Annotated in this window: 31 protein-coding genes; 5 read left to right on the forward strand and 26 right to left on the reverse strand. The window is 64.3% G+C overall.

Going from position 1 to position 22,774, the window contains the following annotated elements; all coding sequences use genetic code 11:
- Positions 1 to 75 precede the first annotated feature (75 nt).
- The 5 genes from C7I56_RS07225 to C7I56_RS07245 all read right to left on the reverse strand — a co-directional run bounded on the left by C7I56_RS07225 (position 76) and on the right by C7I56_RS07245 (position 4,196).
- Entirely contained in the window at positions 76 to 2,379 is a 2,304-nt protein-coding gene (locus tag C7I56_RS07225) for a DUF2460 domain-containing protein (RefSeq protein ID WP_106639890.1), read from the reverse strand.
- Positions 2,380 to 2,492: 113 nt separating this feature from the next.
- Positions 2,493 to 3,071 (reverse strand): tail tape measure protein, encoded by a 579-nt coding sequence (locus C7I56_RS07230; RefSeq protein ID WP_106639891.1) that lies wholly within the window; start codon positions 3,069 to 3,071, stop codon positions 2,493 to 2,495.
- A 19-nt stretch (positions 3,072 to 3,090) separates the two neighbouring features.
- Entirely contained in the window at positions 3,091 to 3,375 is a 285-nt protein-coding gene (locus C7I56_RS07235) for a phage tail assembly chaperone (RefSeq protein ID WP_106639892.1), read from the reverse strand.
- A gap of 42 nt (positions 3,376 to 3,417) precedes the next feature.
- Positions 3,418 to 3,792, reverse strand: coding sequence for a gene transfer agent family protein (locus C7I56_RS07240; RefSeq protein ID WP_342587703.1), 375 nt, complete (start codon positions 3,790 to 3,792; stop codon positions 3,418 to 3,420).
- Positions 3,789 to 4,196 carry a phage major tail protein, TP901-1 family gene (locus C7I56_RS07245; RefSeq protein WP_106639893.1) on the reverse strand — a complete coding sequence of 136 codons (408 nt, stop codon included), beginning with the start codon at positions 4,194 to 4,196 and terminating at the stop codon, positions 3,789 to 3,791. Before C7I56_RS07245 ends, C7I56_RS07240 begins: the two co-directional genes overlap by 4 nt.
- A gap of 41 nt (positions 4,197 to 4,237) precedes the next feature.
- Here C7I56_RS07245 and C7I56_RS07250 point away from each other — a divergent pair, with 41 nt between their 5' ends.
- Positions 4,238 to 4,573, forward strand: a complete 336-nt coding sequence (locus C7I56_RS07250) for a hypothetical protein (RefSeq protein WP_158703041.1) — start codon at positions 4,238 to 4,240, stop codon at positions 4,571 to 4,573.
- Positions 4,574 to 4,619: 46 nt separating this feature from the next.
- Here C7I56_RS07250 and gp17 read toward each other — a convergent pair whose 3' ends face one another.
- From gp17 to C7I56_RS07315, 13 genes are all read right to left on the reverse strand, one after another.
- Entirely contained in the window at positions 4,620 to 4,994 is a 375-nt protein-coding gene (gene gp17, locus C7I56_RS07255; RefSeq protein ID WP_158703042.1) for a tail completion protein gp17, read from the reverse strand.
- On the reverse strand, positions 4,991 to 5,206 hold the full coding sequence (locus tag C7I56_RS07260) for a hypothetical protein (RefSeq protein ID WP_106639896.1): 216 nt from the start codon (positions 5,204 to 5,206) through the stop codon (positions 4,991 to 4,993). Before C7I56_RS07260 ends, gp17 begins: the two co-directional genes overlap by 4 nt.
- On the reverse strand, positions 5,206 to 5,724 hold the full coding sequence (locus C7I56_RS07265; RefSeq protein ID WP_106639897.1) for a head-tail connector protein: 519 nt from the start codon (positions 5,722 to 5,724) through the stop codon (positions 5,206 to 5,208). The genes C7I56_RS07260 and C7I56_RS07265 overlap by 1 nt, the downstream gene beginning before the upstream one ends.
- A gap of 125 nt (positions 5,725 to 5,849) precedes the next feature.
- Positions 5,850 to 6,971 (reverse strand): phage major capsid protein, encoded by a 1,122-nt coding sequence (locus C7I56_RS07270; RefSeq protein WP_425352378.1) that lies wholly within the window; start codon positions 6,969 to 6,971, stop codon positions 5,850 to 5,852.
- Positions 6,972 to 7,052: 81 nt separating this feature from the next.
- Positions 7,053 to 7,448, reverse strand: coding sequence for an HK97 family phage prohead protease (locus C7I56_RS07275; RefSeq protein ID WP_106639899.1), 396 nt, complete (start codon positions 7,446 to 7,448; stop codon positions 7,053 to 7,055).
- Between the two features lie 188 nt (positions 7,449 to 7,636).
- Positions 7,637 to 7,933 carry a DUF6127 family protein gene (locus C7I56_RS07280; protein ID WP_106640194.1) on the reverse strand — a complete coding sequence of 99 codons (297 nt, stop codon included), beginning with the start codon at positions 7,931 to 7,933 and terminating at the stop codon, positions 7,637 to 7,639.
- 105 nt (positions 7,934 to 8,038) lie between these two features.
- Complete coding sequence (locus C7I56_RS07285) at positions 8,039 to 9,292, reverse strand: phage portal protein (RefSeq protein WP_106639901.1); 1,254 nt, start codon at positions 9,290 to 9,292, stop codon at positions 8,039 to 8,041.
- Between the two features lie 84 nt (positions 9,293 to 9,376).
- The gene (locus C7I56_RS07290) at positions 9,377 to 9,769 is read right to left on the reverse strand and encodes an ammonium transporter (protein WP_199792354.1); all 393 of its coding nucleotides are present in this window, start codon (positions 9,767 to 9,769) and stop codon (positions 9,377 to 9,379) included.
- Positions 9,766 to 10,062 (reverse strand): autorepressor SdpR family transcription factor, encoded by a 297-nt coding sequence (locus C7I56_RS07295; RefSeq protein WP_106639903.1) that lies wholly within the window; start codon positions 10,060 to 10,062, stop codon positions 9,766 to 9,768. Before C7I56_RS07295 ends, C7I56_RS07290 begins: the two co-directional genes overlap by 4 nt.
- Before the next feature lie 42 nt (positions 10,063 to 10,104).
- The gene (locus C7I56_RS07300) at positions 10,105 to 11,442 is read right to left on the reverse strand and encodes a DNA-packaging protein (protein WP_106639905.1); all 1,338 of its coding nucleotides are present in this window, start codon (positions 11,440 to 11,442) and stop codon (positions 10,105 to 10,107) included.
- Positions 11,439 to 12,155 (reverse strand): hypothetical protein, encoded by a 717-nt coding sequence (locus C7I56_RS07305; RefSeq protein WP_106639907.1) that lies wholly within the window; start codon positions 12,153 to 12,155, stop codon positions 11,439 to 11,441. The genes C7I56_RS07300 and C7I56_RS07305 overlap by 4 nt, the downstream gene beginning before the upstream one ends.
- Positions 12,156 to 12,248: 93 nt before the next feature.
- The gene (locus C7I56_RS07310; protein WP_106639908.1) at positions 12,249 to 12,740 is read right to left on the reverse strand and encodes a DUF6265 family protein; all 492 of its coding nucleotides are present in this window, start codon (positions 12,738 to 12,740) and stop codon (positions 12,249 to 12,251) included.
- Between the two features lie 72 nt (positions 12,741 to 12,812).
- A complete protein-coding gene (locus tag C7I56_RS07315) occupies positions 12,813 to 13,919 on the reverse strand; it encodes a class I SAM-dependent methyltransferase (protein ID WP_199792355.1) in 1,107 nt (368 codons plus the stop codon).
- A 252-nt stretch (positions 13,920 to 14,171) separates the two neighbouring features.
- Between C7I56_RS07315 and C7I56_RS12330 the strand changes: the two genes are divergently transcribed.
- Both C7I56_RS12330 and C7I56_RS12730 read left to right on the forward strand, forming a co-directional pair.
- Positions 14,172 to 14,399 carry a hypothetical protein gene (locus tag C7I56_RS12330; protein ID WP_158703043.1) on the forward strand — a complete coding sequence of 76 codons (228 nt, stop codon included), beginning with the start codon at positions 14,172 to 14,174 and terminating at the stop codon, positions 14,397 to 14,399.
- Entirely contained in the window at positions 14,377 to 14,502 is a 126-nt protein-coding gene (locus C7I56_RS12730; protein WP_280951957.1) for a hypothetical protein, read from the forward strand. The genes C7I56_RS12330 and C7I56_RS12730 overlap by 23 nt, the downstream gene beginning before the upstream one ends.
- Positions 14,503 to 14,510: 8 nt before the next feature.
- Here C7I56_RS12730 and C7I56_RS07320 read toward each other — a convergent pair whose 3' ends face one another.
- The 5 genes from C7I56_RS07320 to C7I56_RS07340 all read right to left on the reverse strand — a co-directional run bounded on the left by C7I56_RS07320 (position 14,511) and on the right by C7I56_RS07340 (position 18,934).
- The gene (locus C7I56_RS07320) at positions 14,511 to 15,269 is read right to left on the reverse strand and encodes a sulfite exporter TauE/SafE family protein (protein WP_106639910.1); all 759 of its coding nucleotides are present in this window, start codon (positions 15,267 to 15,269) and stop codon (positions 14,511 to 14,513) included.
- Between the two features lie 14 nt (positions 15,270 to 15,283).
- The gene (locus tag C7I56_RS12470) at positions 15,284 to 15,673 is read right to left on the reverse strand and encodes a DUF6356 family protein (RefSeq protein ID WP_199792356.1); all 390 of its coding nucleotides are present in this window, start codon (positions 15,671 to 15,673) and stop codon (positions 15,284 to 15,286) included.
- A gap of 101 nt (positions 15,674 to 15,774) precedes the next feature.
- Positions 15,775 to 16,422 (reverse strand): glutathione S-transferase family protein, encoded by a 648-nt coding sequence (locus C7I56_RS07330; RefSeq protein ID WP_106639912.1) that lies wholly within the window; start codon positions 16,420 to 16,422, stop codon positions 15,775 to 15,777.
- A 31-nt stretch (positions 16,423 to 16,453) separates the two neighbouring features.
- Positions 16,454 to 17,236: a TSUP family transporter gene (locus C7I56_RS07335; protein WP_106639914.1), complete on the reverse strand. Its 783-nt coding sequence runs from the start codon at positions 17,234 to 17,236 to the stop codon at positions 16,454 to 16,456.
- Between the two features lie 99 nt (positions 17,237 to 17,335).
- Positions 17,336 to 18,934 (reverse strand): M20/M25/M40 family metallo-hydrolase, encoded by a 1,599-nt coding sequence (locus tag C7I56_RS07340; protein ID WP_106639916.1) that lies wholly within the window; start codon positions 18,932 to 18,934, stop codon positions 17,336 to 17,338.
- A 173-nt stretch (positions 18,935 to 19,107) separates the two neighbouring features.
- Here C7I56_RS07340 and C7I56_RS07345 point away from each other — a divergent pair, with 173 nt between their 5' ends.
- Positions 19,108 to 20,160, forward strand: coding sequence for a winged helix-turn-helix domain-containing protein (locus tag C7I56_RS07345; protein WP_106639918.1), 1,053 nt, complete (start codon positions 19,108 to 19,110; stop codon positions 20,158 to 20,160).
- Here C7I56_RS07345 and C7I56_RS07350 read toward each other — a convergent pair.
- From C7I56_RS07350 to C7I56_RS07360, 3 genes are all read right to left on the reverse strand, one after another.
- Complete coding sequence (locus C7I56_RS07350; RefSeq protein WP_158703044.1) at positions 20,157 to 20,711, reverse strand: hypothetical protein; 555 nt, start codon at positions 20,709 to 20,711, stop codon at positions 20,157 to 20,159. The genes C7I56_RS07345 and C7I56_RS07350 overlap by 4 nt on opposite strands.
- Positions 20,712 to 20,832: 121 nt before the next feature.
- Positions 20,833 to 21,540 carry a PilZ domain-containing protein gene (locus C7I56_RS07355; protein ID WP_106639921.1) on the reverse strand — a complete coding sequence of 236 codons (708 nt, stop codon included), beginning with the start codon at positions 21,538 to 21,540 and terminating at the stop codon, positions 20,833 to 20,835.
- 56 nt (positions 21,541 to 21,596) lie between these two features.
- On the reverse strand, positions 21,597 to 22,103 hold the full coding sequence (locus C7I56_RS07360) for a DUF6456 domain-containing protein (protein ID WP_245409627.1): 507 nt from the start codon (positions 22,101 to 22,103) through the stop codon (positions 21,597 to 21,599).
- Between the two features lie 94 nt (positions 22,104 to 22,197).
- Between C7I56_RS07360 and C7I56_RS07365 the strand changes: the two genes are divergently transcribed.
- Positions 22,198 to 22,761: a helix-turn-helix domain-containing protein gene (locus C7I56_RS07365; protein ID WP_106640198.1), complete on the forward strand. Its 564-nt coding sequence runs from the start codon at positions 22,198 to 22,200 to the stop codon at positions 22,759 to 22,761.
- The last annotated feature ends 13 nt before the right edge of the window (positions 22,762 to 22,774 follow it).

The raw sequence follows: 22,774 nt of genomic DNA on the forward strand, positions 1-22,774 counted from the left end.
GGGGTCTCAGCCCGGAAGACGCGCCTTTTCGTCACGAGATGCCGGCTTCCGCCGGCATGACGTACAAGGGCTCAACTACCCTTCCCGCACCTCGATCAGCGGCACACTCGCCACCTCTCCGGCAGCAAAAGTCGCCCGGTTCACACTCAACCGGTCCTCCGCAAAACGCACCGGCACATCGAAGCGGAACCCGGCCCGAACCTCCGCCCCCGCCGCTGGCGCCTCGCCAAACTGCACCACGCCAAGGGCCCCAAGCGTCCACCCGCTGACCCGCTCCGCGCCGTTCACCGACACCCGCACAGACCCAGTGACAGGCCGCGTCACCCGCCGCTCCTGCCCGTCATAAAGCTTCACCAGCGGAAACGAGGTCCGAACCCCATCCCCGATACCCAGCCGCTGATCCAAAGCCCCCGGCACACCGGTCATCCCGTTCGAACTATGATCGAACGGATCCTCGAACCGGAACGCTACCGCTGCCCCGCGCCGCGCCCGGAAAAATGCGATCAGCTCCCCAAGCTCCGCCTCGCCCCTCACCCCCGGCCCCGCATCGAAGCGCAACCGCGCATCCGCCCAGTCGCTCGTGCGATGCTCGACTCCCCCGGCTGTTGTCACCACCTGCGTCGAAAAGGCAGGCTCCACGCTCGCCTCTTTTCCGATCGCGACCGGAAAGCGCACGTCCTCGAAAGCCTCCACAGCCTCCTCCTCTTCGAAATAGGTAAATCCGTCCCGCATCACCTGCGGCAGCGCCCAGACGAAAACGTCCTCAAACCCCCGCCGCCGCGCCCCAAGCGCCGCCTTCGCGATATGCCGCCACTGCGCTTTCTCTTCGGGCCGCAAAACGAAGCCCGAAAAATAATGCTGCCTCTCGATCGGATAGCCGAGCCTCTGCCGCATTTCGGCAAAGCCAAGCGAAGTCGCCCCCTCATTCCCCGCCGTCACCCAATCATAATCTTCCAGCTGCAACACATCGAAGGCGGGAGAGGCCCACCCCACCGGCACATTGGCCCGCTTCAATTCCGGCGCCTTCCGGTCCAGTACCGTCGGCAGGTAGACGAGGATCGATGTCTCCGCGTCCGGCGCATCCCATTTCACGATCCCAGCCAGTGCCGCCGTCGACGCCGCCAGCATCTCGCCAGCCCTATCGAGCATCCGTTTCTGCGCGGCGTTCAGCGGCGCCTTCACATCGGGAATAGACACGATCTCCGACCCGAACGCCGCCCAAGCGGCCGCGTCATAAAGGCAAGGCTTCCCCTCCGCCGTGACCCACCACCAAGGCTCGCCAACCTGAAACCGCACCCTCTGCCCCGCCGCCTTGGCGATCGCGACAAAGGCCAAAGCCACCACCCGGAGATAGTACATCGCTCCGTCATGCGCGGGCGAAAGGAGGGTGGACGGCGGCGCCCAGCCGGTCAGCGCCGGCGCGCCCTGCTCCGTCCTTTGCTTCCAATCGTTCCAAACATGCTGGTCGAATAATTCATAGGATAGCGACAGGATGATCTCATAACCCAGCCGCTTGGCCCGCTCCGCGAAATCCCGATGCCAGGCCGTGCAAGGCGCATTCAGCACCCCTCCCGAGAGGCTGATGTAGAAACCCCCGCTATTCGCCTCGAGCCGGAAATAATGGCTCATGCCGACATAGTGATTGATGACCTTCCGGTACCCAAGATGCAGGGCATTCCTTAGCACCCTCTCCGGCGTCAGATGATAGCAATCGTCATATCCGGTCGCGATCCGCAGATCATGCTCGGGCACCAAAGTCTCGCCAACGCCAAGCACCGATCCCGCGCCGTCGCACGATATCTCGCTCATCTCCGCCCAGCCCTCCTGCGGAGCGCCAAGCGGCCCATCAGCCTGCGTATAACCCGGCGGCGCGAGCGATATGAACAGCCGGTCGATGTCCCCGGCAAACACCGGATCGGTCCCACCCGTCGGGCTATATCCGCCCTTCAGCTTGGAAAAATCGATCGTCACCACCGCATTGTCCGGCGCGCCCACCGCATAATTCCATAGCCGCACATACCAGGTGCGCGGCGCCCCGCCCGCATCCCGCCCCTCGATCGTCATCGTCGGCCCGAACGTCTCGTCGAGCCGCCTTAAGCCCCCGCTCCGCCACCGGAACTTCAGCGCGCAGGCTCGAAAATCCCGGCTCGTTTCGTAGCGAAGCAGTGCATGATCATGCACATCCTCCGCGTCCCAGATCAGCCCGGCGAGATCGTTCGCCTTATAGAAAACCGCATCGACCCGAAGCGCATTGGGCCCGATCGTCGTCACCCCCGCCATCATCGGCCGCGGAAAATTCACCGTCCAAAACCGCGCATCGAAGCGCTTCATCACGCCCGAAGGCCGCGCGCTCTCACCTGAAGCCAGCCAATGCCCCATGACTTCCTCCCCTCCCTTTCAAGGGAGGGGATCGAGGGGTGGGTGAATCTCTCCACCCACGCAGCCTTACGACATCACCCACCCCAACCCCTCCCTTGAAAGGGAGGGGCTATTCAATCGTCCAATTGCATCAGCGCCCGCCGCACAGCCCGCGCGACCTGCCGGCTCGATTGCGCCAGCGCCTGCGGCTCATTCCCGCCGCCCGCGTTAATCGTGATCGACAGCCGCACATCGCGACCACTACCCGGCAAGCCAGCCTCAACCCGCCCGCTCGTCGTCGGCACGAACAATTCCGGCCCACGCTCGCCGACCATATAGGCCCGCCCGGGCGCCACCGGCCCGCCCGTCGCCCGCCCCGGCGCGCCCAAGGCACCGGCCAGCAATTGCCCCGCCGAAGCCAGCAACCCCTGCCCGCCACCGCTCCCGCCGGCCAGAATCGCCCCGATCCCGCCGCGTATCGCCGACCCGGCAATCTCCGCCATCGCGGACAAGGCGACCCGCTTCAGATCGTCAAAGCCCATCTTCCCCGTCATCACCGCCCGGGTCAGCGCCGTCTCCAGTGCCCGCCCCGCTTTGTCCGCGCCGGCCGCCAAAGGTCCATCCAGCTGCCCGCGCATCTCGGCAACATCGCGCGCAAACGCCCCCGTATCCGCCCGCACACTGACGAGCAGCCGTTCGATTTCCTCATCCATGCCCCGAAACCCCCTGTCGTCATCCCGGATCAAGTCCGGGATCTCTGAACACCGCCCCGTCCGGATAAAGCGCCATCAAGCGCTCCAGCTCCCCGCGCCCAACTGCCTCGCTTTCAGGCGCCAGAAATCCGATCACAGCGGCCAGCTCGGCAGGGGTCGCGCTCCAAAACTCGTCCGCCCGCCAGCCCAGCACCGCCCCCGCCATCCCCGCCAGCCGCGCCGCCGCGCCAGCAAAGCCCTCTCCCCCCGGGAGAGGGTTGGGTGAGGGTGAGGGTGAGGGTGATCGCAAAATATCCTCAACCATTGCTCGCCCTCACCCCTGCCCTCTCCCAAGGGGAGAGGGAGCTCACCGCCCCTGCAAAATCTGCACAAGCACCGTCCGCAGCACCGGCACCGCTTTCGCAATCCCCATCTCGACGACCGCCGCGCCAACATCCTCGCGGCTCAATCCGTCCCGCGCCTCCACGCAATGCCAGATCAACCCAGCCATCTCGCCGATGCCAAGCCCGCCCGCCGCCGCCCGTTCGGCCAGCGGAAACAGCGCCCCCAGCTCCTCTTCCGCCGCCACCAAAGCCGCGAAAGTGGGTCGGATCAGCACCCTCTGCCCCCGCACGATTAAAGCCGCTTCGCCCCGGGCCGTTATCGGGATCGTATCCCCCATCCCCGATGCAGGCCGGGCGCGGTCCCCACCCGTCCCGGCCGCCTTTTTCGCCCCGCTCATAAAGACGTCACCGCGCCGGAGCTTTCCAGGCTCAGCGCATAGTTGCGCTCGCCATTATAATCGCCCGAATAATCGAGCCGCGTGACCAGGAAGCGCCCCCGCATCCTTTCCCCGCTTTCAAAGCTCAGTTCATAATCGTCGATCGTGCCCGACAGCGCATGGCCGCGCAGTCGCGTCTCGGCGGCCGATCCGGTAAAAATCCCGCTCGCCGACACTGCCACCGATCGCGTCCCCGCGCCCGACAATAGCTCGCGCCACCCGCCGCTATCCTTGCTCGTGATGTTCACCGCCTCACCGCTCACCGACATTTGTGTCGCGCGCATTCCGGCAACTGTGCTGAACTGGGGCGGGGCGCCGCCATTGCCGATTTTCAGCAGGAACGCGCTTCCCTTTTCCGCTGGCATGAGTCATTCTCCTTACAGTCAAAACAGCGATGGAATTCGCCATGTTTTCTTTCACGTTCAGCGCGGTCCTGGCTCTCGCCGCCGCACAAGCCGATCCTGTCATTCCGGCCCGCAAGGCCTTTGCCCAATGCCTGACCAAGGTGACACGCGATCATCTCGCCAAGAAGGACGAGCCCGAAGCCTTCGACGCGGCGGTCAAGCCCGCCTGCGCGACGGAGGAAGCGGCGCTTCGCACCGCGCTCATCAATTCGGACCTGGCACGCGGCTTTAAGCGCGCCGACGCCGAAGAAGGCGCAAACTTGCAGATCGAAGATTATCTCGCCGTCGCGATGGAAGATTATCGCGGCTTCAGGGAATCCGGCACGCAGCCAAACTAAGCCCGCCCAATGTGCTCCTGCGAAAGCAGGAGCCCAGCGGCACAACTTACGCGGCCAGCATCCGCGCCCGAAATTCAATCACACCGGCCCAGCGTCCGTCCCGGTCCCGCGCCACACGGCTCCGCAAGAAGCGCAGGCTCACGAGCGACCACCCAGACACCGCGCCAACCGCCGACACCGCGCCTTCCGCCTCGTTCATCAGCCCGTGCAATCTCGCCGCGCTCCGCCCCTTGTCGGCGATCGTCACCGCGATCCTCGCCTCCCGGCCCGCGCCGCTCTTATTTCCCCAGTCGCTCACGGGTCCAATATCCACGAACGCATGGGGATAGGCCGCCCGCTCCGGCGCCGCGTCATGGACGCCGCCCGGAATATCCAGCTTTTCCAGCGCGGCGATGACCGCTTCCGTCAACACCGCCGTCATCGCCCGATCTCCGCCATCAACCATTTGAACCGATCGTCCAGCACGAAGCGCCGTTGCAGCGCCCGTCCTGAAAGCAGGATACCGCCCTCCACCGCATCCACCGTCACGTCGCCCGGCAGTGCCGCGCGGATCTGCCCCGCCACCCGTTCGGCAGCCGCGGCGATCCTCGCGTCGCCCAGCGCCCGCACGCGCTGCTCCAACCCGGCCAGCATCAGCTTGCCCGCCCGAACAAGATATGTCGGTATGGCCGCCACAGCGCCGTTACCACCGCCGGCGGCGCGCCATTTCCTGCGCCGTCGCGCGCCGCATAAAGATGCGCGGCCAACCGCACGATCCCATGCCGCAACGCCTCGGGCAGTCCGCCCCACTCCGCCGCCATTCCCGCGCGGAACAAGGCTCGCGGCACTTCAGCCGTCTCTTCGAGAAGCCGCACCCAGCCGCATCCGTCGGCATCGATGTCGATCTCAAACGCCCCCATCACGAGCGGCTCGACACCCATAATCGCCACCACCGGCCGCGCTTTCAGCCGCTGCCACCGCACGCCGCGCTCCACAGCCTCACTGCCGTCGCGCGCCACCAGCCACTGTCCGATAAATGCCTCGCACATTTCCACCGCACTCGCCGTCATTGCGCCAAGCACCGCATCCTCGCCTGTGCCCTCAACCCGCACATAAGCCTTCACCGCCGCCAGAGCCGCCTCCAGCGCCCCACCCTCAATCACCTGTCCCATAAAGCCCCGCCCCAAGAAATCCCCTCTCCCCTTGTGGGAGAGGGTTGCGCAGACTTGGCGGCTCTGCCGCCTAGTCGAAGCTGGGTGAGGGGTAACCGCGCCCAAGCGCGGCCCCCCTCGATTCATCAGGCCGAGAACTTCAGCAACTTGATCGCCTCGCTATTCACCACAGCCCCGCCAACCCGCTTCGTTGCATAGAAATGCACGAACGGCTTATTCGTGAACGGATCCCGCAAAATCTGCGTCTCGCTCCGCTCTGCAATCAAATACCCCGCCTTGAAATTGCCGAACGCGATCGAAAGGCTATCCGCCGCCACATCCGGCATGTCCTCGGCCTCAATCACCGGATAGCCAAGCAGCGTATCCGGCTGCCCCGCCACAAGCCCCGGCTGCCACAGGAACGCGCCATCGCTCGTCTTGAACTTGCGGATCCGCGCCGCGGTCGCCGAATTCATCACGAACACCGCACCCTGGCGATAAGGCGCCCGCAAGGATTGGACGAGGTCGATGAGCTTGTCCTGCGGATTGCTCCCCGGAAACGCACCCGCCGCGCCCGTTGCGACAAATTGCAGCGTGCCAAACGGCCGCACCCCATCAGCCTGCGCCGAGTTGGGCGAAGCCAGAAACCCGCGCGGCCTGTTCGTCCCCGAACCCGACACGAACGCCGCCCCCTCGGCCCGCGCAAATTCCGTGGCAATCTCCTGCCCCAGCCACGCCTCGACATCGAACGCCGCATCGTCGAGCATCGCCTGGCTCGCCGCCGGATTGGCGTAAAGCTCGCCAAAGGGCGGCGCCACTTCGGCAAAATCCGGCGTGTCCGTCTCCGGACGCGCCGCGCTGTCCGAAACCCAGCCCGAAGGCGTGCCGCCCGTCGTCACGAGCTTGCGATAGCCGGCCGAACCCACCTTCACGACATTGGCGATCGCGCGGATCGGCGAAATCGCGCTCAGCGTCTTCTCGATCACCGCATCGACTTCCTCAGGCACCGCATAGCCGCCCGCCGCATCGGTGGCGCCCGACACCGCCTTCACCTCAAGCCCGCTCTCGGCGCCCTTGCGCAGATAATCGCCAAAGGCCGCGCTTTTCACGCCCGACAAAGGCGCCCGCGCCCCCGCCACAGCCGCCGCGTCGAGCCTGCCCCTCAACGCCGCCACTTCATCACGAAGCGCCGCCACATCCTCATCCCGGCCCTCGATCGCCTCGAACGAAGCCTCCAACGCACCCGCTTTCACTTCCAACATGCACATTCTCCTCACGCACCAAACCGTCACCCCGGACTTGATCCGGGGTCCATGAACACCGCCATTTTCGAAATTGCGAAGAGGTCTTCACCCCTCCACCGCATGCACCCGCGCCTGGGGCTGCATCGGGAAAGTCACCAAACTCACCTCGACAAGATCAAGGTCGGTGAGCTCCCTCCCCGCTAGTCCTGAGCCTGTCGAAGGACGGCCCGCCCGCACCCGATAGCCAAAGGAAAGCCCCCGCACCGCGCCCGCGCCAAGCAGCCGCGCCGCCTCGCCATCCAGCACCCGCCCGATCACCCGCAGCCCGCGCCTGTCTTCCGCCAGCATCTCGATCCGCCCGATCGGCCGCCCCGCCTGATGCTGCCACAGCAAGGGCACCCCGCCCCCGTCTTTCAGCGCCCGCGCAAAGGCCCCCGCCCGCACGACATCCCCCCCGCGATCGACCCGGTCGAACACGGCGGCATAACCCGCAAATCTCATCAAAACCTCCCACCCGTTCGCTTCGAGCGAAGTCGAGAAGCGTTTTCAGGACCGATCGCCATTCAGCTCAGGCCAGAGCGAAAATGGTGTTGTTCGAGAACTGGAGCGCAGCGTACTTCAGTACGTGAGCACCGGAAGCGCAGGAAAACGCCATTTGCAGCCCGGCATCAGCTGGATGGTGATCGGTCCTAAGGAAGGATCAAATCCTTCACTCCCATCTTCACCGCCATGCCGACCACCAGCAGCGCCAACCCGATCCGCACCACCCAGCCCACAAAGGCCGCCCGCGCGGACCGTTTCGCATCCCGCCACGCCTGCAAAAGCTCACGCAACTCATCCATGTCCCGCCGCGCGCCGGGCTCGTTCAGCCCGATCGCGCCCAGCGCCCGCTCCGCCCCCGCCTGGCTCGCCTCCTCGACGAGCGCGCGCAGCGTCACCAGCTCCACGCCCTTCCCCTCCGCCTGCGCCATCAGCCGCGCGAGCATGACCCCCTGCCCCTCGCTCACCTTTATTCTCCTTGCCTGATAGTCGTCACCCCGGCGAAAACCCCCTTAGTCACCCTGAACTTGTTTCAGGGTCCATGCTTCCACTTATCCGGCTGCCGGAGAGATAGATGCTGAACCAAGTTCAGCATGACGAATGGGCGAAAACCCCAGCATCTCCCTCTTCTCGTCCGCCGTCAGGAACTCCGCAGCACTCACCTGCGCCCAAAGCCGCTCGCGATCCTCCGCCAGCGCCGTGACGAGATCGAGGTCGACCTCCAGCTTCACGCCCGGCCACCAGCTCGAAAGCCCCGCCGAAATCCCACCCAGAATCTTGTCCAGCATCGGCAGCAAGGTGAGCCGCCAAAGCGCCCGGTTCGCCTCCCGGTAATTGGCGTAAGTCGCATCCCCCGGCAGCCCGAGCAGCATCGGCGGCACGCCGAATGCCAGCGCAATCTCCCGCGCCGCTGTCGCCTTCAGCCCGACAAAATCCATGTCCGCCGGCGTCAAACTCATCGCCTGCCACTTCAATCCGCCCTCCAGCAGCATCGGCCGCCCGGCATTGGCCGCGCCCTGAAACGCCGCCTCCATTTCCGCCTTCAACCGCCCATATTGGTCGCGGGACAGGGCCGCACCGTCCCCCGGTTCGTAAACCAAGGCCCCCGAAGGCCGCGCCGCATTGTCGAGCAAAGCCTTGTTCCACCGCGTCGCCGCATTGTGGATCGCCACCGCCCCCGCCGCCGCGCCCAAGCACCCCAGGCCATAATGATCGTCCAGCGGATGCACCGCCTTCAAATGCAGAATGGAGGGCCGCCCCAGCCCGTCCCGCGCCGCAAACCGTGTCCGCGCCGCCCCCGCCTTGTAAAGATAAGCGGAAGGCCACCCGCCCCCATCCGTCTCCACGCTCACCCGCTCAGGGCGGAGCGCAAACAGCTCCACCGGTTCCCCACCCGCATCCTGGATCACCTGAACAAAGGCATTGCCATGCAACAGCAAATGCGCCGCCACCGTCTCCAGCAAAGCGCCATTCTTGACGAGAGAAACCGCCAGCGCCCCGCTATCCGTTCGTCCTGAGGAATCACCCCGCCCAACATGCTCCGCCCCATCCGTTCGTGCTGAGGAGCCATTGAGCCTGTCGAAATGGCGTCTCGAAGCACTCCCCTCGATCCCGAAAACCGGAGCCCCGCCAACCCCCTCGGCCACCAGCCGCAAGGCCCGCTGAGCCACCGGATTGGCCAGCACAGCCTCCCGCACCTGCCCCTCATAAGACCGGGGCCACGCGGCCCCAATCTCCCCAAAAGACGCACCCAACAAAAAAGGCCGCCCGGCATCCCGAGCGGCCTTACGACCAAACAATTTCATGAAAATCTCCTATACCCCCTCTCCCGCCGGGAGAGGGTTGGGGTGAGGGTGATCCTCGTCAATCAAGGCGCGGACCAATATGCGTCAAACCCCCACGTTCTGACGCTCGCTGCGCATCTCCTTCCGAAGCTTCAGTCCATAGCCGAACGTCACGATCATGCCCGCCGCTACCGCCACGGTTCCAGCTGCAACCGCCACCGGGATCGGGGCGAAGGCCCACAGTCCGGCATAGACGATGCCGCTCAGCACCAGGGACCAGCCCGCAACCCTTGTAAGCCGCTGCGCACAGGCGTTTCCCGTCACCGCTTTAGGCGTGCGATTACCATAATAAATGATCAAGAGGCCGTTCACGCCAATGACGATCCGCAAAACCGTATCCTGGTCGATATAGCCCTGGTTCCGGGCGAAGGTGGCGGCCAGTGCCAGCAGCACGATCCCGCCACCCCACGCCATTCCGGTGATGAGTTCTTTCTTCATTGCGATGTCTCCATTGGGGCTGGGGCCGCGTCGGTGCCGAGGCCGAACGTATGGGCAAAGCCGAGCAGCGCCTCTTCAAGCACCGACAGCTTCAGATGGTAGATGACCGACTTCCCGGCCTTTTCCGCATGAACAAGGTCCGCTTCCTTCAAGACCGCGAAGTGCGCCGACATGGTGGGCTTGGAAACCTCGAAATGCTCGCAAATCGCGCCCGCGCTCATCGCGCCCTGCCGCAAAAGCTGCAAAACGCGGCGCCGCGTCGGATCCGAAAGGGCTTTGAATACCTGGCTCATAATTCGACGTTTAGCTAATTGTCTTATTATTGTCCAGCAGATTTAGACCCACCGCACCCTCGGCTCCACCACACCCTTCCCCAACATCAACTCCGTCATCGCCCAAACCATCGCGTCCGCCCGGTCCGGCGACCGGCCCGGCCCTTCATAGCCGCCGCCCGCCGTCAGTCCCGCCAGCTCATCCTCCAATTCCGGAAAAGCCCCCGCGAACCACGCGCGTTTCTTCTCGAATAACGCCGCCACCGGCTCCGCGCGCGCGACCTTGCCCCGGCTCGCGTGGACGAGGGTGATCGGCAGCCCCGCTTTCACCGCGCGCAGCACGCTTTCGACCATCTGGCCACCATTATTGGCCTCCGCGATCACCCGGTCGGCGCCGTGCAGTTCGGCAGCTTCGGCCACCGCGCGCGCCCAGCCGTCGGGGCTCAGACCCCGCACACTATGGTCGCCCAGCACATAACCTTGTCCGTCCTTTGCGAGCCCCACCGCGACGATCCCGCACGCATCGCCCCCCGCGCTGGCAGGCGGATCGACCCCGATCACCACTCGCACGAAATTGCCTTCGTCCACCGCGAAGGCACCCGGCGCCCGGCACCGCTCGATCAGCGCGCGCGGCCAAAGGCTGCCTTCCGCATCCTCGATCAACTCGCCGTCCAATTCCTGCCGCCCCAGACGCGTGCCGCCATAAGTCTCCGTCATCGCCGCGATAAAGGCGCCCGGCAGATTGGCGTTATCCACCGTCCGCCCCCGCGTCGTCTTCACCCCCGGCGCGCCATCCAGCTTGCGGATCAGGCCGATCGGCCGCGGCGTCGTGGTGATGAGCGCGCGCGGCATTTCGCCCAGCCGCAGCGTCATCTGCAAATTGTCCCACGTCGCGTCCGGATAGGCCCATTTGGCGAGCTCGTCGCACCAGGCGAAATGATGCTCCGGCCCGCGCAATTTCTCCGGATTTTCGCCCGAATAGACAGAGGCGATGCTCCCGCCCTGCCAGCGCAATTGCCCAATGCTCGGCTCCCAACTCGGCGGACGGTTCTTCGGCGCCACGGCCAGCAGCCCGCTCTCCCCCTCGATCATCACCTGCCGCACATCGGCAATCGTCGCGCCGACCAGAGCGATGCGCACCGGCGCCCCCAATCGCGTGGCGAGCGACGTCACCCACTCCGCCCCCGCCCGCGTCTTGCCGAAACCGCGCCCGGCGAGCATCATCCACACTCGCCAATCCCCCTCCGGCGGCTCCTGCCCCGGATGGGCCCAGCTCAGAAAGTCTCGGTCGTAAAGAGGGACTTCTTGGGGCGGCACCCGCCCAATCACGGCCTCGCGCTCATGCGGCTCCCGGTGGGCAAGCACCCGCGTCAGCTCCGCCAGCGTCTGCGGCGCGCTCATGCCTTCTTCGCCTCGCGCCGCGCAACGATCTCCAGTTTCTTCAGGATGCGCTTGCGCACCGCCTCGACATCCTCTTCCGGCATGTCGCTGCTCGGCGGCCTGCGATCCTTGTGCGCTTTCAAAAGCTGCAGCGCCGTCGCGTCGGAATATTCGCGAAAGCGGTCGACGACCCCGCCCGCGCGCGTCACCTTCTTCATCGTGCCGTTCATCGCCCGCTCGAGCATCATCAGCTCGAGCTTCGCATAGCCCTCATCCAGCGCCGCCGCCCATTGTGCGCGAAACTCCGCCGATCGCGCCCGCAACTGGTAGACGCCACTTTCATGCATCCCCGCCGCCCGCGCCGACCGCTTGACGTTGCAGGTCGCGGCAAGCTCGGCGAGGAAGGCCTTCCGCTTCGCCGCCGTCCAGCTTCCCGCTTTCTCCACCTGAACCCGCGGCCGCGCCCCGCCGTGCAACACGGCTTTACCCGGAGTCCCGCGCGCCGTTTTTCGCGCCTTGCCCACCTTGGCCGAAGCGGCGCTTGCCTCGCCGCCTTGCGTGACCGGGGCCGCCATGCTGTTTCCGGCTTCGCGGCACGTCGTCGCCTCAGGTCCAGCCAAAGCATCGGGCGCACCAACGCCCTTCACCGTCTTCGCCATCGCCCGCTCCCAAAACAGAAAGGGCCGCGGCGCGCTCGCCCGGCCCTTTTCAAACAACAGCCGGGAAGCACCCATCAGCGCCTTCCGTCCTGCTCAGCTACAATTCTTCAGCGTTCACTTCATGTGCCATATGAGCGTGACGATGTCAAGCCATATTTTCCAGATAGGTTACTTTTTAACGCAATGGCTGTTGAACACTGCCGCACGATATTGCCACTCCAGCTGATGCATTTTGCCCTCGGACATGCCCTCGATCCGCCCAATCAACGTGTCGCCATTGCGGCGGTAAATGATCCGCTGGGGGAAATCGTTGTCCTTATTCTCGAACACGACTTCCTGCCCCTTGGCGCTCAGCAGCCGGAACGATGCCGGCGCCTGTCCGCGCGGCTGGGCGTGAAACACCAGGTCGGTTGGCTCGAACCCTTCGGATTCGATCAGCATCTGCTCCCAGGAAAAGGCCTGCTTGCCCGTCGTGACGCTATAGCCGAGCTGGATCCCGCCAACGCGCTCGCCCCACGTTTCGGCCACTTCGCGATCATCGTCGCAGTTCAGCCAATATCCGGCTATCCAGCTCAAATCCGGCTGCGGTTGCCACTCCTGCGCGGTCGCTGGTCCCGCGACGAGCGCCGCACTTGCCAAAGCCGTCAAAAATCCCCGCATTGCATATCCTCCCACCAGTGATCGGATGGGCGTCTATGCAATGCGGGAGCAAGTCAATTCATTCGCGACCAATCAGGGGCGGCAGACATAATAAATGTTCATGATGTCGTGCGGCAGCCGGTGGGTTTCGACCCGCGAAAAACCGGCCTCGTTCAACATCCTGAGCGCCAATTGCTCGCCCCAGGCCGCGCCCAGCCCCTCACCGCCCTGCGACAGGGAAACGGTCATGCAGTGCATACAGCTGATCGCATAGATAAACGGCGTCAGCGGCTTGCCCACATTCTCGGCCACATCGGTCGCGGCGTCGATGTCCTGCATCAGATACACCCCGCCCGGCCGCAGCAGCCTGCGGATATTGGCCAGCACCGTCGCTGGCTGCGCCTGGTCATGAACCGCGTCGAAGGTCAGCGCTAGGTCGAACGTTTCACCATCAAGGTTCGCAACGTCCCGCGCTTCGAACCGCGCATTGGCAAGCCCCTTCTGTTCGGCCTCCCGCCGCCCGACCGCGACCGCATCCTCGCACAGATCATATCCGGTGAAGCGGCTGTTCGGGTAGCGCGCGGCGAGCACATTGATCGCCCGCCCCGACCCGCAGCCGATGTCGACCACATCGATCCCCGCCTCCAGCCGCTCCTGGATACCTGGGACGAGCGGCAGGATATGCTCCTCCAGCCCGGCGATCACCGTCTGGGCGCTCTCTTCGGCCATCACTTCATGGAAGCGGTCGAACCCGCCATAAGGCACCCCGCCGCCGGTGCGGAAGCAGTCGACAATCCGGCTCTCGACGCCGCCCAGCACCGCGACGAACTGGAACATGGTCGCCATATTCCCTTTCTCCGCGTCGCGGCCCAGCAAGGCGGCATGGGCCTCGGGCAGGCTGTAGCGGCGCGTTTCCGGATCGATCGTTACGATGCCGGCCGCAGTCAGCGCCCCCAGCCATTCGCGCACATAGCGCTCATGCAGCCGCGCCCGCTCCGCCAGCTCGGCGCTAGTCACGGGCCCCTTCTTCATCGCCTCGAATAGACCAGTGCGGTGGCCGATTGACAGCATCAGAGCCGTGCCCGCATCGTCGATCATCGCGACGAGCCGCTGGGCAAAGGCTTCCTCATCCGGCGTCATTGCGGGTGCCGTGCCGGAGGGAAGCGGGCCGGTTTCAAGCAGGGTCAGGGTGTTGCACATGGGGGCTCTCCTTCTTGGATTATCTGCTCGAGATCAGATCAGAATGATCTGCGGGATCAGGGTCAGTTGCAGCAGCAGCAGCCAGCTCCAAATCGCATGTTGCGTCGCATCGCTAATCTCCTTGTGGGGTATTGATACGCTGTCGAGATAAGCCGCTTTCTACCGGCGCTGCGTTGTGCGAAGCGTTTGACAGCGCGTTGAAATCGATGCGCGAGGGTGGAAACTGACGTTGGAAGGACGATGGAGCCGGTCTTGGCCGCACCGGATGCCCGCGCCGCGATGCCTTGCATCTCCCTGATCGGCGAATTGCGCCTTGCCCACCGCGAGGGCGCGCTCCCCTTCCCCCTGGGGCAAGACCGCGCCCTCTTCTTTTACTTGCTGCTCGCCAGAAGGCGGTGCGGCGCGAGCGGCTATGCGAAATCTTCTTCGACATACCGGACGACCGGGCGCCTCCCTGGTGACGCTGGATATCGCCAGTGATATTCTGCTCAGCCGTGAATCCGCTGCCGCCCGCGTCGTGGACTCGATCCGCGCCTTCCTGCACATCGCTGCGCCCAGCCCGGTCGCGCAGCACATCATCTAAGACGCGGGTTAAAGCGCCTTGTAGATGCCGTAGATGCTCGTCCCGATCAGCACGACGCTGACCATCAGCAGCAGCGTCTTGGGCGCCACCAGCTTCGCGACATAGGCACCAAGCGGCGCGGCCAGAATGCCGCCGATCAGCAACCCCACAGTCGCCGCTCCGATCGACCCGAGCCCGAGCGATGCAATGAAGGTCGCCGAAATCGTCGTAGTCAGGAAAAATTCGGCGGTGTTGACCGTCCCCACCACCTTGCGGGGCGATGCACCCTGGACCAGCAGGTTGGACGTTACGATCGGCCCCCAGCCGCCGCCGCCCGCTGCGTCAAGAAAGCCGCCGACCAAACCGAGCGGCTCGACGATCTTCGGCTTCTTCTCCTTATGCTCATGCCGGATCGCGCGCCAGAAGAGCATGGCGGCGATGATGGCCAGATAGCCGAGCACGAATGGCCGCGCGGTCTCAGCGGGAATCTGGGTCAGCACATAGGCGCCAAGCACTCCCCCGATAACGCCGGGGACGACGATCCGCCCGAACAATTTCCAGTCGACGTTCCGGTGCAGGATATGGCTGATCCCCGATACGCCGGTGGTAAAACATTCCACCACGTGCACCCGGGCCGAGGCAACGGCTGGCGGAACGCCGATGCTGACAAGGAGCGTGCTCGAGATAAGCCCGAAGGCCATGCCGAGCGCCCCGTCCACCATCTGGGCGGCAAAGCCGATCGCGATGAAGGGCAGCAGGTCGGCGAACGAAAAGGCGCTGAAATCCATACTCTGAGATCCGCTCAGTCTGCGCGAGCCATATCCCGATCACTCATCGCGATCAGGAAGGCGACGGGGAAACCAAGCGCCAAAATCGAAAGCGCTGCCGCCATGACCGGTTCAGCACCGGCAGCCCAAGGCGAGGCCGCACCGCTCAAGGAAAGCAGCAACAATGGTCCAAAGGGCGGCACATCCCGCTCGACGAGTGCAGCCGCGTTCCGGCGATCGTCGAGTACGGCATGGAGGGCCCGGATCGTCTTGCTGGCAGTCGTCGGGAAAAGCGCGGGGATGAAGGCGTGGATCAGACAGGCAATGCCGCCCGCGACCATCAAGCGGCCAACGGTTGCGGCGAAACGGAGATGATCGAAATAGCTTTCGCCAACCTCAACCAGATGGCGGCGGCTCGTACCCAAAATGCCTTTTCGCCTTCCGCCTCGATTCACACCCGCCTCCCGTCGATAGTCCCGTTGCAACCCCGCAACGGCCTTTCAGGTTCCTTGGGAGCCTTCGAAGCTCAGCCGCGCATTTTGTCCATGAAGGCCGCTTCCCGATCGGTCCACGCCTTGAAGCTCGCCCTTGCGAGGATCGCGTCGGCATAGGCGAGCGTCTTGGGCCAGCGCGCCGCATCCAGCGTCAGGCCGAGCAATCGGAAATTGGCAAAGGGGCTGGCCACCGCAATGTCCGCCAAGGTCAGCCGGTCTTCGACCAGGAAGCCGCTGTCCGGAATGACGCCTTCAAGATAATCGAGCAAAGGCGGAAGCTCATTGCATTCCGCAGCATCAGCCACCGCGAGATCCCCTTCCCGCTTCATGAATACGGGTGCGACGATGCGGTTGAAGAACATCTTGCCCCCGCAGGCTGCGAGCAAGGTATCGGCAAATTCGTCATACCATATCGTCCGCGCCCGCGCTTTTGCCTCGGCCGGAATAAGGTTCGGCTCCGGCTGGATCGCATCGAGATAAGCGATGATCGCTGAAGAATCCGAAATCGCGAAATCACGGTCGCGAAAGCCCGGCATTTTCTTGAACGGGCTTGCCGCGACAAAGTCCGGATCGTCGGCCCCAAGCCCAATCGGCTTGACCTCAAGTGCGATCCCTTTTTCCGCCGCGAAGGCCAGCACCTTGCGCACGAAGGGCGACATGGACGAACCGTAGACGATCATTGCAACCTCCCACTTAGTTTCTTTCGAAAACTTATCCCGCCCAGATCAGCTGCGCAATGGGATTGGCGGGATCGGATACCATCTTCACGGTCAGCGCGACCGACATGGCGGCGAGCAGTGGCCGGATCACCCGCGCGCCGAACCGCATCGCCATGCCCGTGCCGAAATGCGCCCCCACCATGTTCGCCGCCGCCATGGAAAGGCCGGTCAGCCACAGCACCTTGCCACCCGCCGCCAGCACAGCGAGCGCCACGATATTGCTGGTGAAATTAAGGAGCTTCGTATGCGCCGTCGCCTTCAACAGCCCAAAGCCTGCGAGCGTCACGAAACATAAGGTGTAGAATGATCCGGCGCCCGGTCCGAAGAAGCCGTCGTAAAAACCGACGCAGCCTGCCGCGAAGCCGAAGCCCAGCGGGCCCAGGCGCCGCACTTTATCTTCGTCCGTCATTTTGGGTGATAGCAGGAAATAGGCCGCAATCCCCACGAGCAGCACCGGCAAAATGGCGGCGAGGAAGGCGGGGTCGACCGCCTGTACGGTGAGCGCACCGCCTGCTGCGCCGACAAGCACGAAAAGGATCGGGACAAGGCTCGCACGGGCATCGATCAGCCCGGCCCGGTAGAAGCGAAAACAGGCGAAGGCTGTGCCAAAGCTCGATTGCAGCTTGTTCGTACCCAGGGCAGCTACGGGCGGAATGCCTGCGGTCAGCAAGGCGGGCACGGTCAGCAAACCGCCCCCGCCCGCTATGGCATCGATAAATCCAGCCGCCCCCGCCGCCGCGATCAGCAGGAGGAATGTGTCGAAGCCGAATTCCATTTTCTCTCCCGTCATTCCGGCGAAAGCCGGAATCTTTTTCAGGATTGGCGCCTTATCGTCGCGAGACCCCGGCTTTCGCCGGGGTGACGCTCAAGGAACTCAATCCTCGTCGGGATGATCATATTCGAATGGATTGGTGGGCTTGGGCTGCTGCGGCAGCACATTGCGCGGGATCGCCTTGTCGCTATCCGCAGCCGAAAGCAGCACGCTCGCCATCACCGCCGCCGCCTGCCGCAAATCCTGCGGACGGAGGTGATCGAACGTGTCGACATCCGAATGGTGAACAGTCGAGCCATAGTCCAGCGGATCCTGAATGAACTGGAAGGCCGGAAGCCCTATCGCCGCCATGCCGACATGGTCCGTGCCTGTGGTCGGCGCCGCGACGACATTGGTCGCGCCAAGGCTCGCGAGCGGCGACAGCCATTCCTTCAGCACCGGCACGGCCGCGAAATTACCCTCCGCATAGACGCCGCGCAGCTTGCCGCCCCCATTGTCCATGTTGAAATAGGCAACCATGTCCTTGAAGCCCGGCAGCGTCGTCACCGGATAATTGTAGAGCGCGCCATAACGCCCCGCTTCGGCCTGCTCGCCCACCGGCATCGGCCGTTTGGCAAGATGCTGGTCGATATAGGCGAGCGATCCGTGCAGACCCTGCTCCTCGCCGGACCACAGCACGAAACGGATGCCTCGCTTGGGCTTCACGCCCAATGTCTGGAGGATGCGCGCCGCCTCCAGCACCACCGCGCTTCCCGCCGCATTGTCCGCAGCGCCGTCGGCTGCGACCCAACTGTCGAGATGCGCGCCCGCCATCACATAGCCGGCCTTGGGATCCGTGCCGGGAATTTCGGCGATGATGTTATAGGCCTTGGTGTCGCTGTCCTCGAACCGGACGTCGCTATTCACTTCCAACGTGACGTCACCGGTCTTGGCGAGACGCGCGAGGCGGCGATAATCCTCCGCCGCCAGTTCCACCGCCGGAAGCGCGGGCGTTTCGCCGGCCCCATAAGCATAGCCCGTGCCGTGGACGAGGCCATTGTTGCGATAGGCCATGCGCGCCCACGCAACAGCGCCTTCCGCCTTCAGAAAAGCATCAAGCGCCTTTGGAAAGGCCCGCCGCTCGATGCGCCGTTTCAGCGCATCTTTTTCGGTAACCGGTTGCTCATATTCGTCCATCTTGGCGAGGTCCGCGCTTTCGTAGCGCTTGAACAAAGGGCTGGTGGCGTCCGTGGGGTCGTCCGGATAGCTCACCAGCACGATCTTTCCGGCAAGCTTGCCGCGCCACTCTTCGAAATGCTCCTTCTTCGTCATCGGCGCGACGATAACGGGCGCGGTGATGGCGCCGTTGGTGGCAGGCGTCCAAGCGACAGGGATGGATCGCAGCGTGACAGGGCGCGGGGCCACCATCTTCACGTTCGCGCTTTCGATCCACCAGCCCCGGCCGAATTCAAAACCTTCGGCCCGGACCTTCTTCAGGCCGTAATCCTTGAACTTGTCCTGCGCCCACTTCTCGGCAACGCGCATGGAGGGGGAGTTGGTGAGCCGTCCGCCAATCCGGTCAGTGAGATAGGCCGTGGTTTCCACCACCTCACCATGGTTCATCGCCTGATCGACGATCTTGTTGATCATTCCAGCGTCCGGCGCGGCGGCCGCGGGCATCGAAACGCTGGCAAGCAACATGGCTGCGATAAACTGACGCATTTTCAAGAGCACCCTCCCATTCGAGTCGGGACGAAGGGGTATCGATGTTTGAGAGGTGGGGCAACGTGCGACGGATGCGCGGCCCCCTCGTCTTAGAGGCTGAGAAACATGGATCAGCGGGCGCAAGCCTGATAGGCCAATCGAAACAGGGCTGAAGGGTTTTCCGGAGCATCATGACATCCGGCGGTTTTCATTTCGATCGCTTCCAGCTGGATCCGGACAACCGCCGCCTGCTCCACGACGGCCAGCCGGTCGACCTCAACGGCCGCTACTTCGACGCTCTGGTTTTGCTGGTCGGCGAACAGGGCAAGCTCGTCTCCAAGGAACGCTTCCTGGCGGACGTATGGCGGGGTGTGCCCGTAACGGACGAAGCCCTCACACAATGCGTCCGGACGCTCCGGCGGCAATTGGGCGACGATGCCGCCCGCCCGCGCTTCATCGAGACCGTGCCGAAGCACGGCTACCGCTTCATCGCCTCCGTCGGCCCCGCTGATGAAGGGTCTTCCGTACAGACGGAAGCCCCGCTGAGCCCAAGCAAAAGCATTCTCCCGCTCGGTCTTGCTGGAACGATCGGCGGCGGCTGCGCGGGCGTGGTCGGGGGCGTTCTTTATGGTCTCATTGCCGCGCAATCGCTGCAGCCAGCAATGGGTGCCTTGTCGATCCTCCTCGTCCTCACCGCCGTAACCGGGCTGGTCGGTTTGGCAGGCGGAGCGGGCGTCGGCTTCGGCATCGCCGTTGCATCCGCCCGGCAGCAACGAACCTGGTTCGGCGATGCCATAGGCGGCGCGGCGGGCGGCCTTTTCGTCGGCGCTCTCGTGAATCTCGTTGGTCTGGATGCGTTCAGCCTTCTGCTGGGCCAGGCGCCAGTCGGCATCACAGGCGCTCGCGAAGGCGGTATCCTAGGCGCCGTCATCGGCCTCGCTTTTGGAATGACTATCCGGAAAGACCTGTCGCTCCGCCGCTCGGCCGCCATCGCGGCGGCTATGGGCGCAGCCGCCGGCCTCCTCATCTCCCTCCTTGGCGGACAGCTTCTTGGGGGCAGCCTTGCCCTCCTGACCGAAAGCTTTCCCGGCTCGCGCCTGCGCCTGGAAGGGATGGGATCCTTTTTCGGGGAGACCGGCTTTGGCCCCATCGCCCGTGCAGCTTCCGCCGCCCTGGAAGCTGCCCTCTTCTCCTCATGCCTTGTTACCGCGATGATGGCTGCATGGCGGAAGCGCCTTTTCTAGCGCGCTTTTTCAGCTTCGCTCCCAGACGCCCTTAATAACGCAGCGGACAGGAGCCACAGGAAAGCGAACCCCGTCGAAAAGATGCCGCCGCGCGGATCGGCGCTCATTCCGGCCAAGCCAAGTGCCGCTTGCACCATAGCTGCCACGGTCATGGTCCACACCATACCCTTGGCGCGGAAGCGTGAAGCAATCGCACCTATAAGTGCTAGTGCGACCACGCCCAGAAACCAGAGGTTGTAGGGATTGTCCTGGCTCCCGATCATGCCGACCGCGCCATTGGCCCAAATTGTCAGCAAGGCCGTGCCCACTGCGATAGCGACGCCCGCTTTATAAGTAATGTTCTGGCTCGACCGTGCCGTGGCATCGATGATGCCTGCCGATCCGAACAGCAAAATGGCGGCGAATAAGAAGTCCGATCCCGTCCAGTTCACTTCCCGCGTAAACCGCATCGCGACGGCGGGCAGGATCAGTAGCGTCGCTGCTCCGGCCCACATGCCCCAACGCCACCAGCTTGCGCGCCAAGTTTTTCCCGCTGTCACATTTAAAGTCATGTTTCGCCTCCTTGCTAGAGGCCCGCTTTCGCCGGACGGGCGGTGAGCGTCATGAGCTAAGACTGAATCTTACGCTGAAAAATGGGCGGCGCAGGGCCTCCCTTAAGGTACTGCCCCTGCCTTACGGCCGTCGCGCGGCGCCCATCACGCTGGCGATCTCGATCCTCTTGCCGAGCCAGAGGATCAGGTCTTCGAACGGCAGCATCCGATCGAAGGCGATGCCCGCGATGCCGTCCTTCCACCAGCGGATGCGCCCGCGCACGGGTTTCAGGTGGTCGACGGTGACGATAACCGGCGTGCCGTCCCTGACCCGCTTCGGCAATGCCACCTTCATGCCGCCCGCCGAGATATCCTCGATCGTCACATGATGGAAAATGCCCGCGATGCGGATTGTTGCCGCGCAGCTTATTTCCATGCGCGGCGGACGCGGGCGATAGCCGATGCGCGGACGCCCGCTGGAAAAGATGGTCCGGACGTCCACCGCCGCGTCAAAGCGAAAACCTGCATTGCCTTCGCGGATCCAGGCGACACGGGCGGGAATGCGGCGGTCGGAGTGGACCTCGATCGTCACCGCCTCATCCGCCTCCAGCGGATCAGCGCATTGCGCCATCATGCCGCCCGCCGAAATGTTGCGAATACGGCAAAGGCTCTCGCCCATCGCCCTTTCCAACCGGGCGATGGGCAGGAAGGGTAGCACCCTGGGATCGGCGCGGCGATCCGTGGGTCGCGGAATCTGGGTTGTGAGTTGAACGCAAGCGGTCTCGAAGGACAGTTCATCCTCTCCCGCCCCGCGCCCCATGGCGCGCTTGATCCAATCCCCCAATGTCATGGCGCCACTATGGTTTGCCGTGCTTAACAAAGAGTAAGTTAAGCACGGCAAACCCTTCAACGCAGGCGATAATGATCGGCGAGACGATCAAGTGCCAGCGTGAGGACGAGCTTACCTGCTCTTGCCGGCCACCCGAGCGCCTGTTCGGCATCGCGCATCCCCTCGCCCGCGCAGACGATCCGCCAAAGGATGTCGGAGAGACCCGGTCCAGCCGCGGCGACTGCGGCGTCGAACCGATCTCGAGCGCTCAACTGATGGATCAGCGGATCGTTGGCCGCGGGTGCGCCGCGCGCCGTACGGCTTGGCGCTGCTGCCGCGTCCCAGCACATGGTTACGCGCGGCCCCAGCTGGGCGCGCTCCCAATCCACACGCAATTGTTCGCCCGCGTCGAATTGCCGATCGGTAATCAGGCCGCGCGCCTTCAGCCACCCGAGCGGCGATTCCGCGAGATTGACCGTTACGCTTCGTGCCCGTTTTTTCCCCGTCGCCTTGACGTCGCCCTGGGTTGGAAGAGGCCGCTCGACGAGTATTCGGCTGCCGCTTTTCGCCATCGTTTGAACCATTTCGCGTCCTCCTGCTTAAATTTGCGAAATGTCGTTGCCACAACGGGGATATTGTAGGAAAGCGAATAACCTAGATGGTTATAGGATGGTCGCCATGATTACCCGAATCCGCGAAGTGCGCCGGGCCAAAAAGATGACGTTGCAAGATGTTGCGGATCGCTGCGATCCGCCGACGACGCCGCAAACGATCGGGCGGCTTGAAACGGGCACACGCACCGTTTCGGTCGGCTGGCTCAACCGGATTGCCAAGGCATTGGGTGTCGAGGCCGCGGACTTGGTGAAACTCCCCGATCAGGAAGATATTCCAATTGCCGCCATGCTTGGCGCGGACGGCGCCGACGCGCCTCGCCGCGAAGGCGTTGTTCTGCCGCCCCGGCCCGAACCCGGCATGGTCGCGGTCTGCGTGACCTCCGCCGTGGGCGACTATCGAAGCGGGGACGAAATCTGGCTTCGCCGCCTTTCGCCTGATGCGTTCGGGCAGGCGATGAACCGCGACTGCCTGTTTCCCCGGTCGGCGGGCCGCTTCGTCTTCGGGCGGATGATCGGCAAGGAGGACGGCAAGCTACACGTCCTGCCGCTCGGCGCCGGCCAACGTCAGATGGTGATTTCGAATGCGCCGTGGATCGCGGTAACCGTCAAGCTGGTTCGCCCGCTTTGATCGCTGCCGGAAA

It is taken from the genome of Allosphingosinicella vermicomposti (assembly GCF_003012815.1).
Classification (GTDB): Bacteria; Pseudomonadota; Alphaproteobacteria; order Sphingomonadales; family Sphingomonadaceae; genus Allosphingosinicella; species Allosphingosinicella vermicomposti.

What these genes read in the sequence shown, in the direction of transcription:
- C7I56_RS07280 (WP_106640194.1), bottom strand. Translation starts at nt 7,933, where the DNA reads ATGCTCGCGCGGCTGATGGCGCAGGCGGAGGGGAAGGGCGTGGAGCTG.
- C7I56_RS07320 (WP_106639910.1), bottom strand. Translation starts at nt 15,269, where the DNA reads ATGGATTTCAGCGCCTTTTCGTTCGCCGACCTGCTGCCCTTCATCGCG.
- C7I56_RS07245 (WP_106639893.1), bottom strand. Translation starts at nt 4,196, where the DNA reads ATGCCAGCGGAAAAGGGAAGCGCGTTCCTGCTGAAAATCGGCAATGGC.
- C7I56_RS07305 (WP_106639907.1), bottom strand. Translation starts at nt 12,155, where the DNA reads ATGGGTGCTTCCCGGCTGTTGTTTGAAAAGGGCCGGGCGAGCGCGCCG.
- C7I56_RS07335 (WP_106639914.1), bottom strand. Translation starts at nt 17,236, where the DNA reads ATGGAATTCGGCTTCGACACATTCCTCCTGCTGATCGCGGCGGCGGGG.
- C7I56_RS07365 (WP_106640198.1), top strand. Translation starts at nt 22,198, where the DNA reads ATGATTACCCGAATCCGCGAAGTGCGCCGGGCCAAAAAGATGACGTTG.
- C7I56_RS07295 (WP_106639903.1), bottom strand. Translation starts at nt 10,062, where the DNA reads ATGAGCCAGGTATTCAAAGCCCTTTCGGATCCGACGCGGCGCCGCGTT.
- C7I56_RS07300 (WP_106639905.1), bottom strand. Translation starts at nt 11,442, where the DNA reads ATGAGCGCGCCGCAGACGCTGGCGGAGCTGACGCGGGTGCTTGCCCAC.
- C7I56_RS07250 (WP_158703041.1), top strand. Translation starts at nt 4,238, where the DNA reads ATGTTTTCTTTCACGTTCAGCGCGGTCCTGGCTCTCGCCGCCGCACAA.
- C7I56_RS07240 (WP_342587703.1), bottom strand. Translation starts at nt 3,792, where the DNA reads ATGAGCGGGGCGAAAAAGGCGGCCGGGACGGGTGGGGACCGCGCCCGG.
- C7I56_RS07350 (WP_158703044.1), bottom strand. Translation starts at nt 20,711, where the DNA reads ATGACTTTAAATGTGACAGCGGGAAAAACTTGGCGCGCAAGCTGGTGG.
- gp17 (WP_158703042.1), bottom strand. Translation starts at nt 4,994, where the DNA reads ATGACGGCGGTGTTGACGGAAGCGGTCATCGCCGCGCTGGAAAAGCTG.
- C7I56_RS07270 (WP_425352378.1), bottom strand. Translation starts at nt 6,971, where the DNA reads ATGTGCATGTTGGAAGTGAAAGCGGGTGCGTTGGAGGCTTCGTTCGAG.
- C7I56_RS07290 (WP_199792354.1), bottom strand. Translation starts at nt 9,769, where the DNA reads ATGAAGAAAGAACTCATCACCGGAATGGCGTGGGGTGGCGGGATCGTG.
- C7I56_RS07285 (WP_106639901.1), bottom strand. Translation starts at nt 9,292, where the DNA reads ATGAAATTGTTTGGTCGTAAGGCCGCTCGGGATGCCGGGCGGCCTTTT.
- C7I56_RS07260 (WP_106639896.1), bottom strand. Translation starts at nt 5,206, where the DNA reads ATGCTGGCCGGGTTGGAGCAGCGCGTGCGGGCGCTGGGCGACGCGAGG.
- C7I56_RS07345 (WP_106639918.1), top strand. Translation starts at nt 19,108, where the DNA reads ATGACATCCGGCGGTTTTCATTTCGATCGCTTCCAGCTGGATCCGGAC.
- C7I56_RS07315 (WP_199792355.1), bottom strand. Translation starts at nt 13,919, where the DNA reads ATGTGCAACACCCTGACCCTGCTTGAAACCGGCCCGCTTCCCTCCGGC.
- C7I56_RS07340 (WP_106639916.1), bottom strand. Translation starts at nt 18,934, where the DNA reads ATGCGTCAGTTTATCGCAGCCATGTTGCTTGCCAGCGTTTCGATGCCC.
- C7I56_RS07265 (WP_106639897.1), bottom strand. Translation starts at nt 5,724, where the DNA reads ATGGGACAGGTGATTGAGGGTGGGGCGCTGGAGGCGGCTCTGGCGGCG.
- C7I56_RS07360 (WP_245409627.1), bottom strand. Translation starts at nt 22,103, where the DNA reads ATGGTTCAAACGATGGCGAAAAGCGGCAGCCGAATACTCGTCGAGCGG.
- C7I56_RS07330 (WP_106639912.1), bottom strand. Translation starts at nt 16,422, where the DNA reads ATGATCGTCTACGGTTCGTCCATGTCGCCCTTCGTGCGCAAGGTGCTG.
- C7I56_RS07225 (WP_106639890.1), bottom strand. Translation starts at nt 2,379, where the DNA reads ATGGGGCATTGGCTGGCTTCAGGTGAGAGCGCGCGGCCTTCGGGCGTG.
- C7I56_RS07230 (WP_106639891.1), bottom strand. Translation starts at nt 3,071, where the DNA reads ATGGATGAGGAAATCGAACGGCTGCTCGTCAGTGTGCGGGCGGATACG.
- C7I56_RS07275 (WP_106639899.1), bottom strand. Translation starts at nt 7,448, where the DNA reads ATGAGATTTGCGGGTTATGCCGCCGTGTTCGACCGGGTCGATCGCGGG.
- C7I56_RS07310 (WP_106639908.1), bottom strand. Translation starts at nt 12,740, where the DNA reads ATGCGGGGATTTTTGACGGCTTTGGCAAGTGCGGCGCTCGTCGCGGGA.
- C7I56_RS07235 (WP_106639892.1), bottom strand. Translation starts at nt 3,375, where the DNA reads ATGGTTGAGGATATTTTGCGATCACCCTCACCCTCACCCTCACCCAAC.
- C7I56_RS07355 (WP_106639921.1), bottom strand. Translation starts at nt 21,540, where the DNA reads ATGACATTGGGGGATTGGATCAAGCGCGCCATGGGGCGCGGGGCGGGA.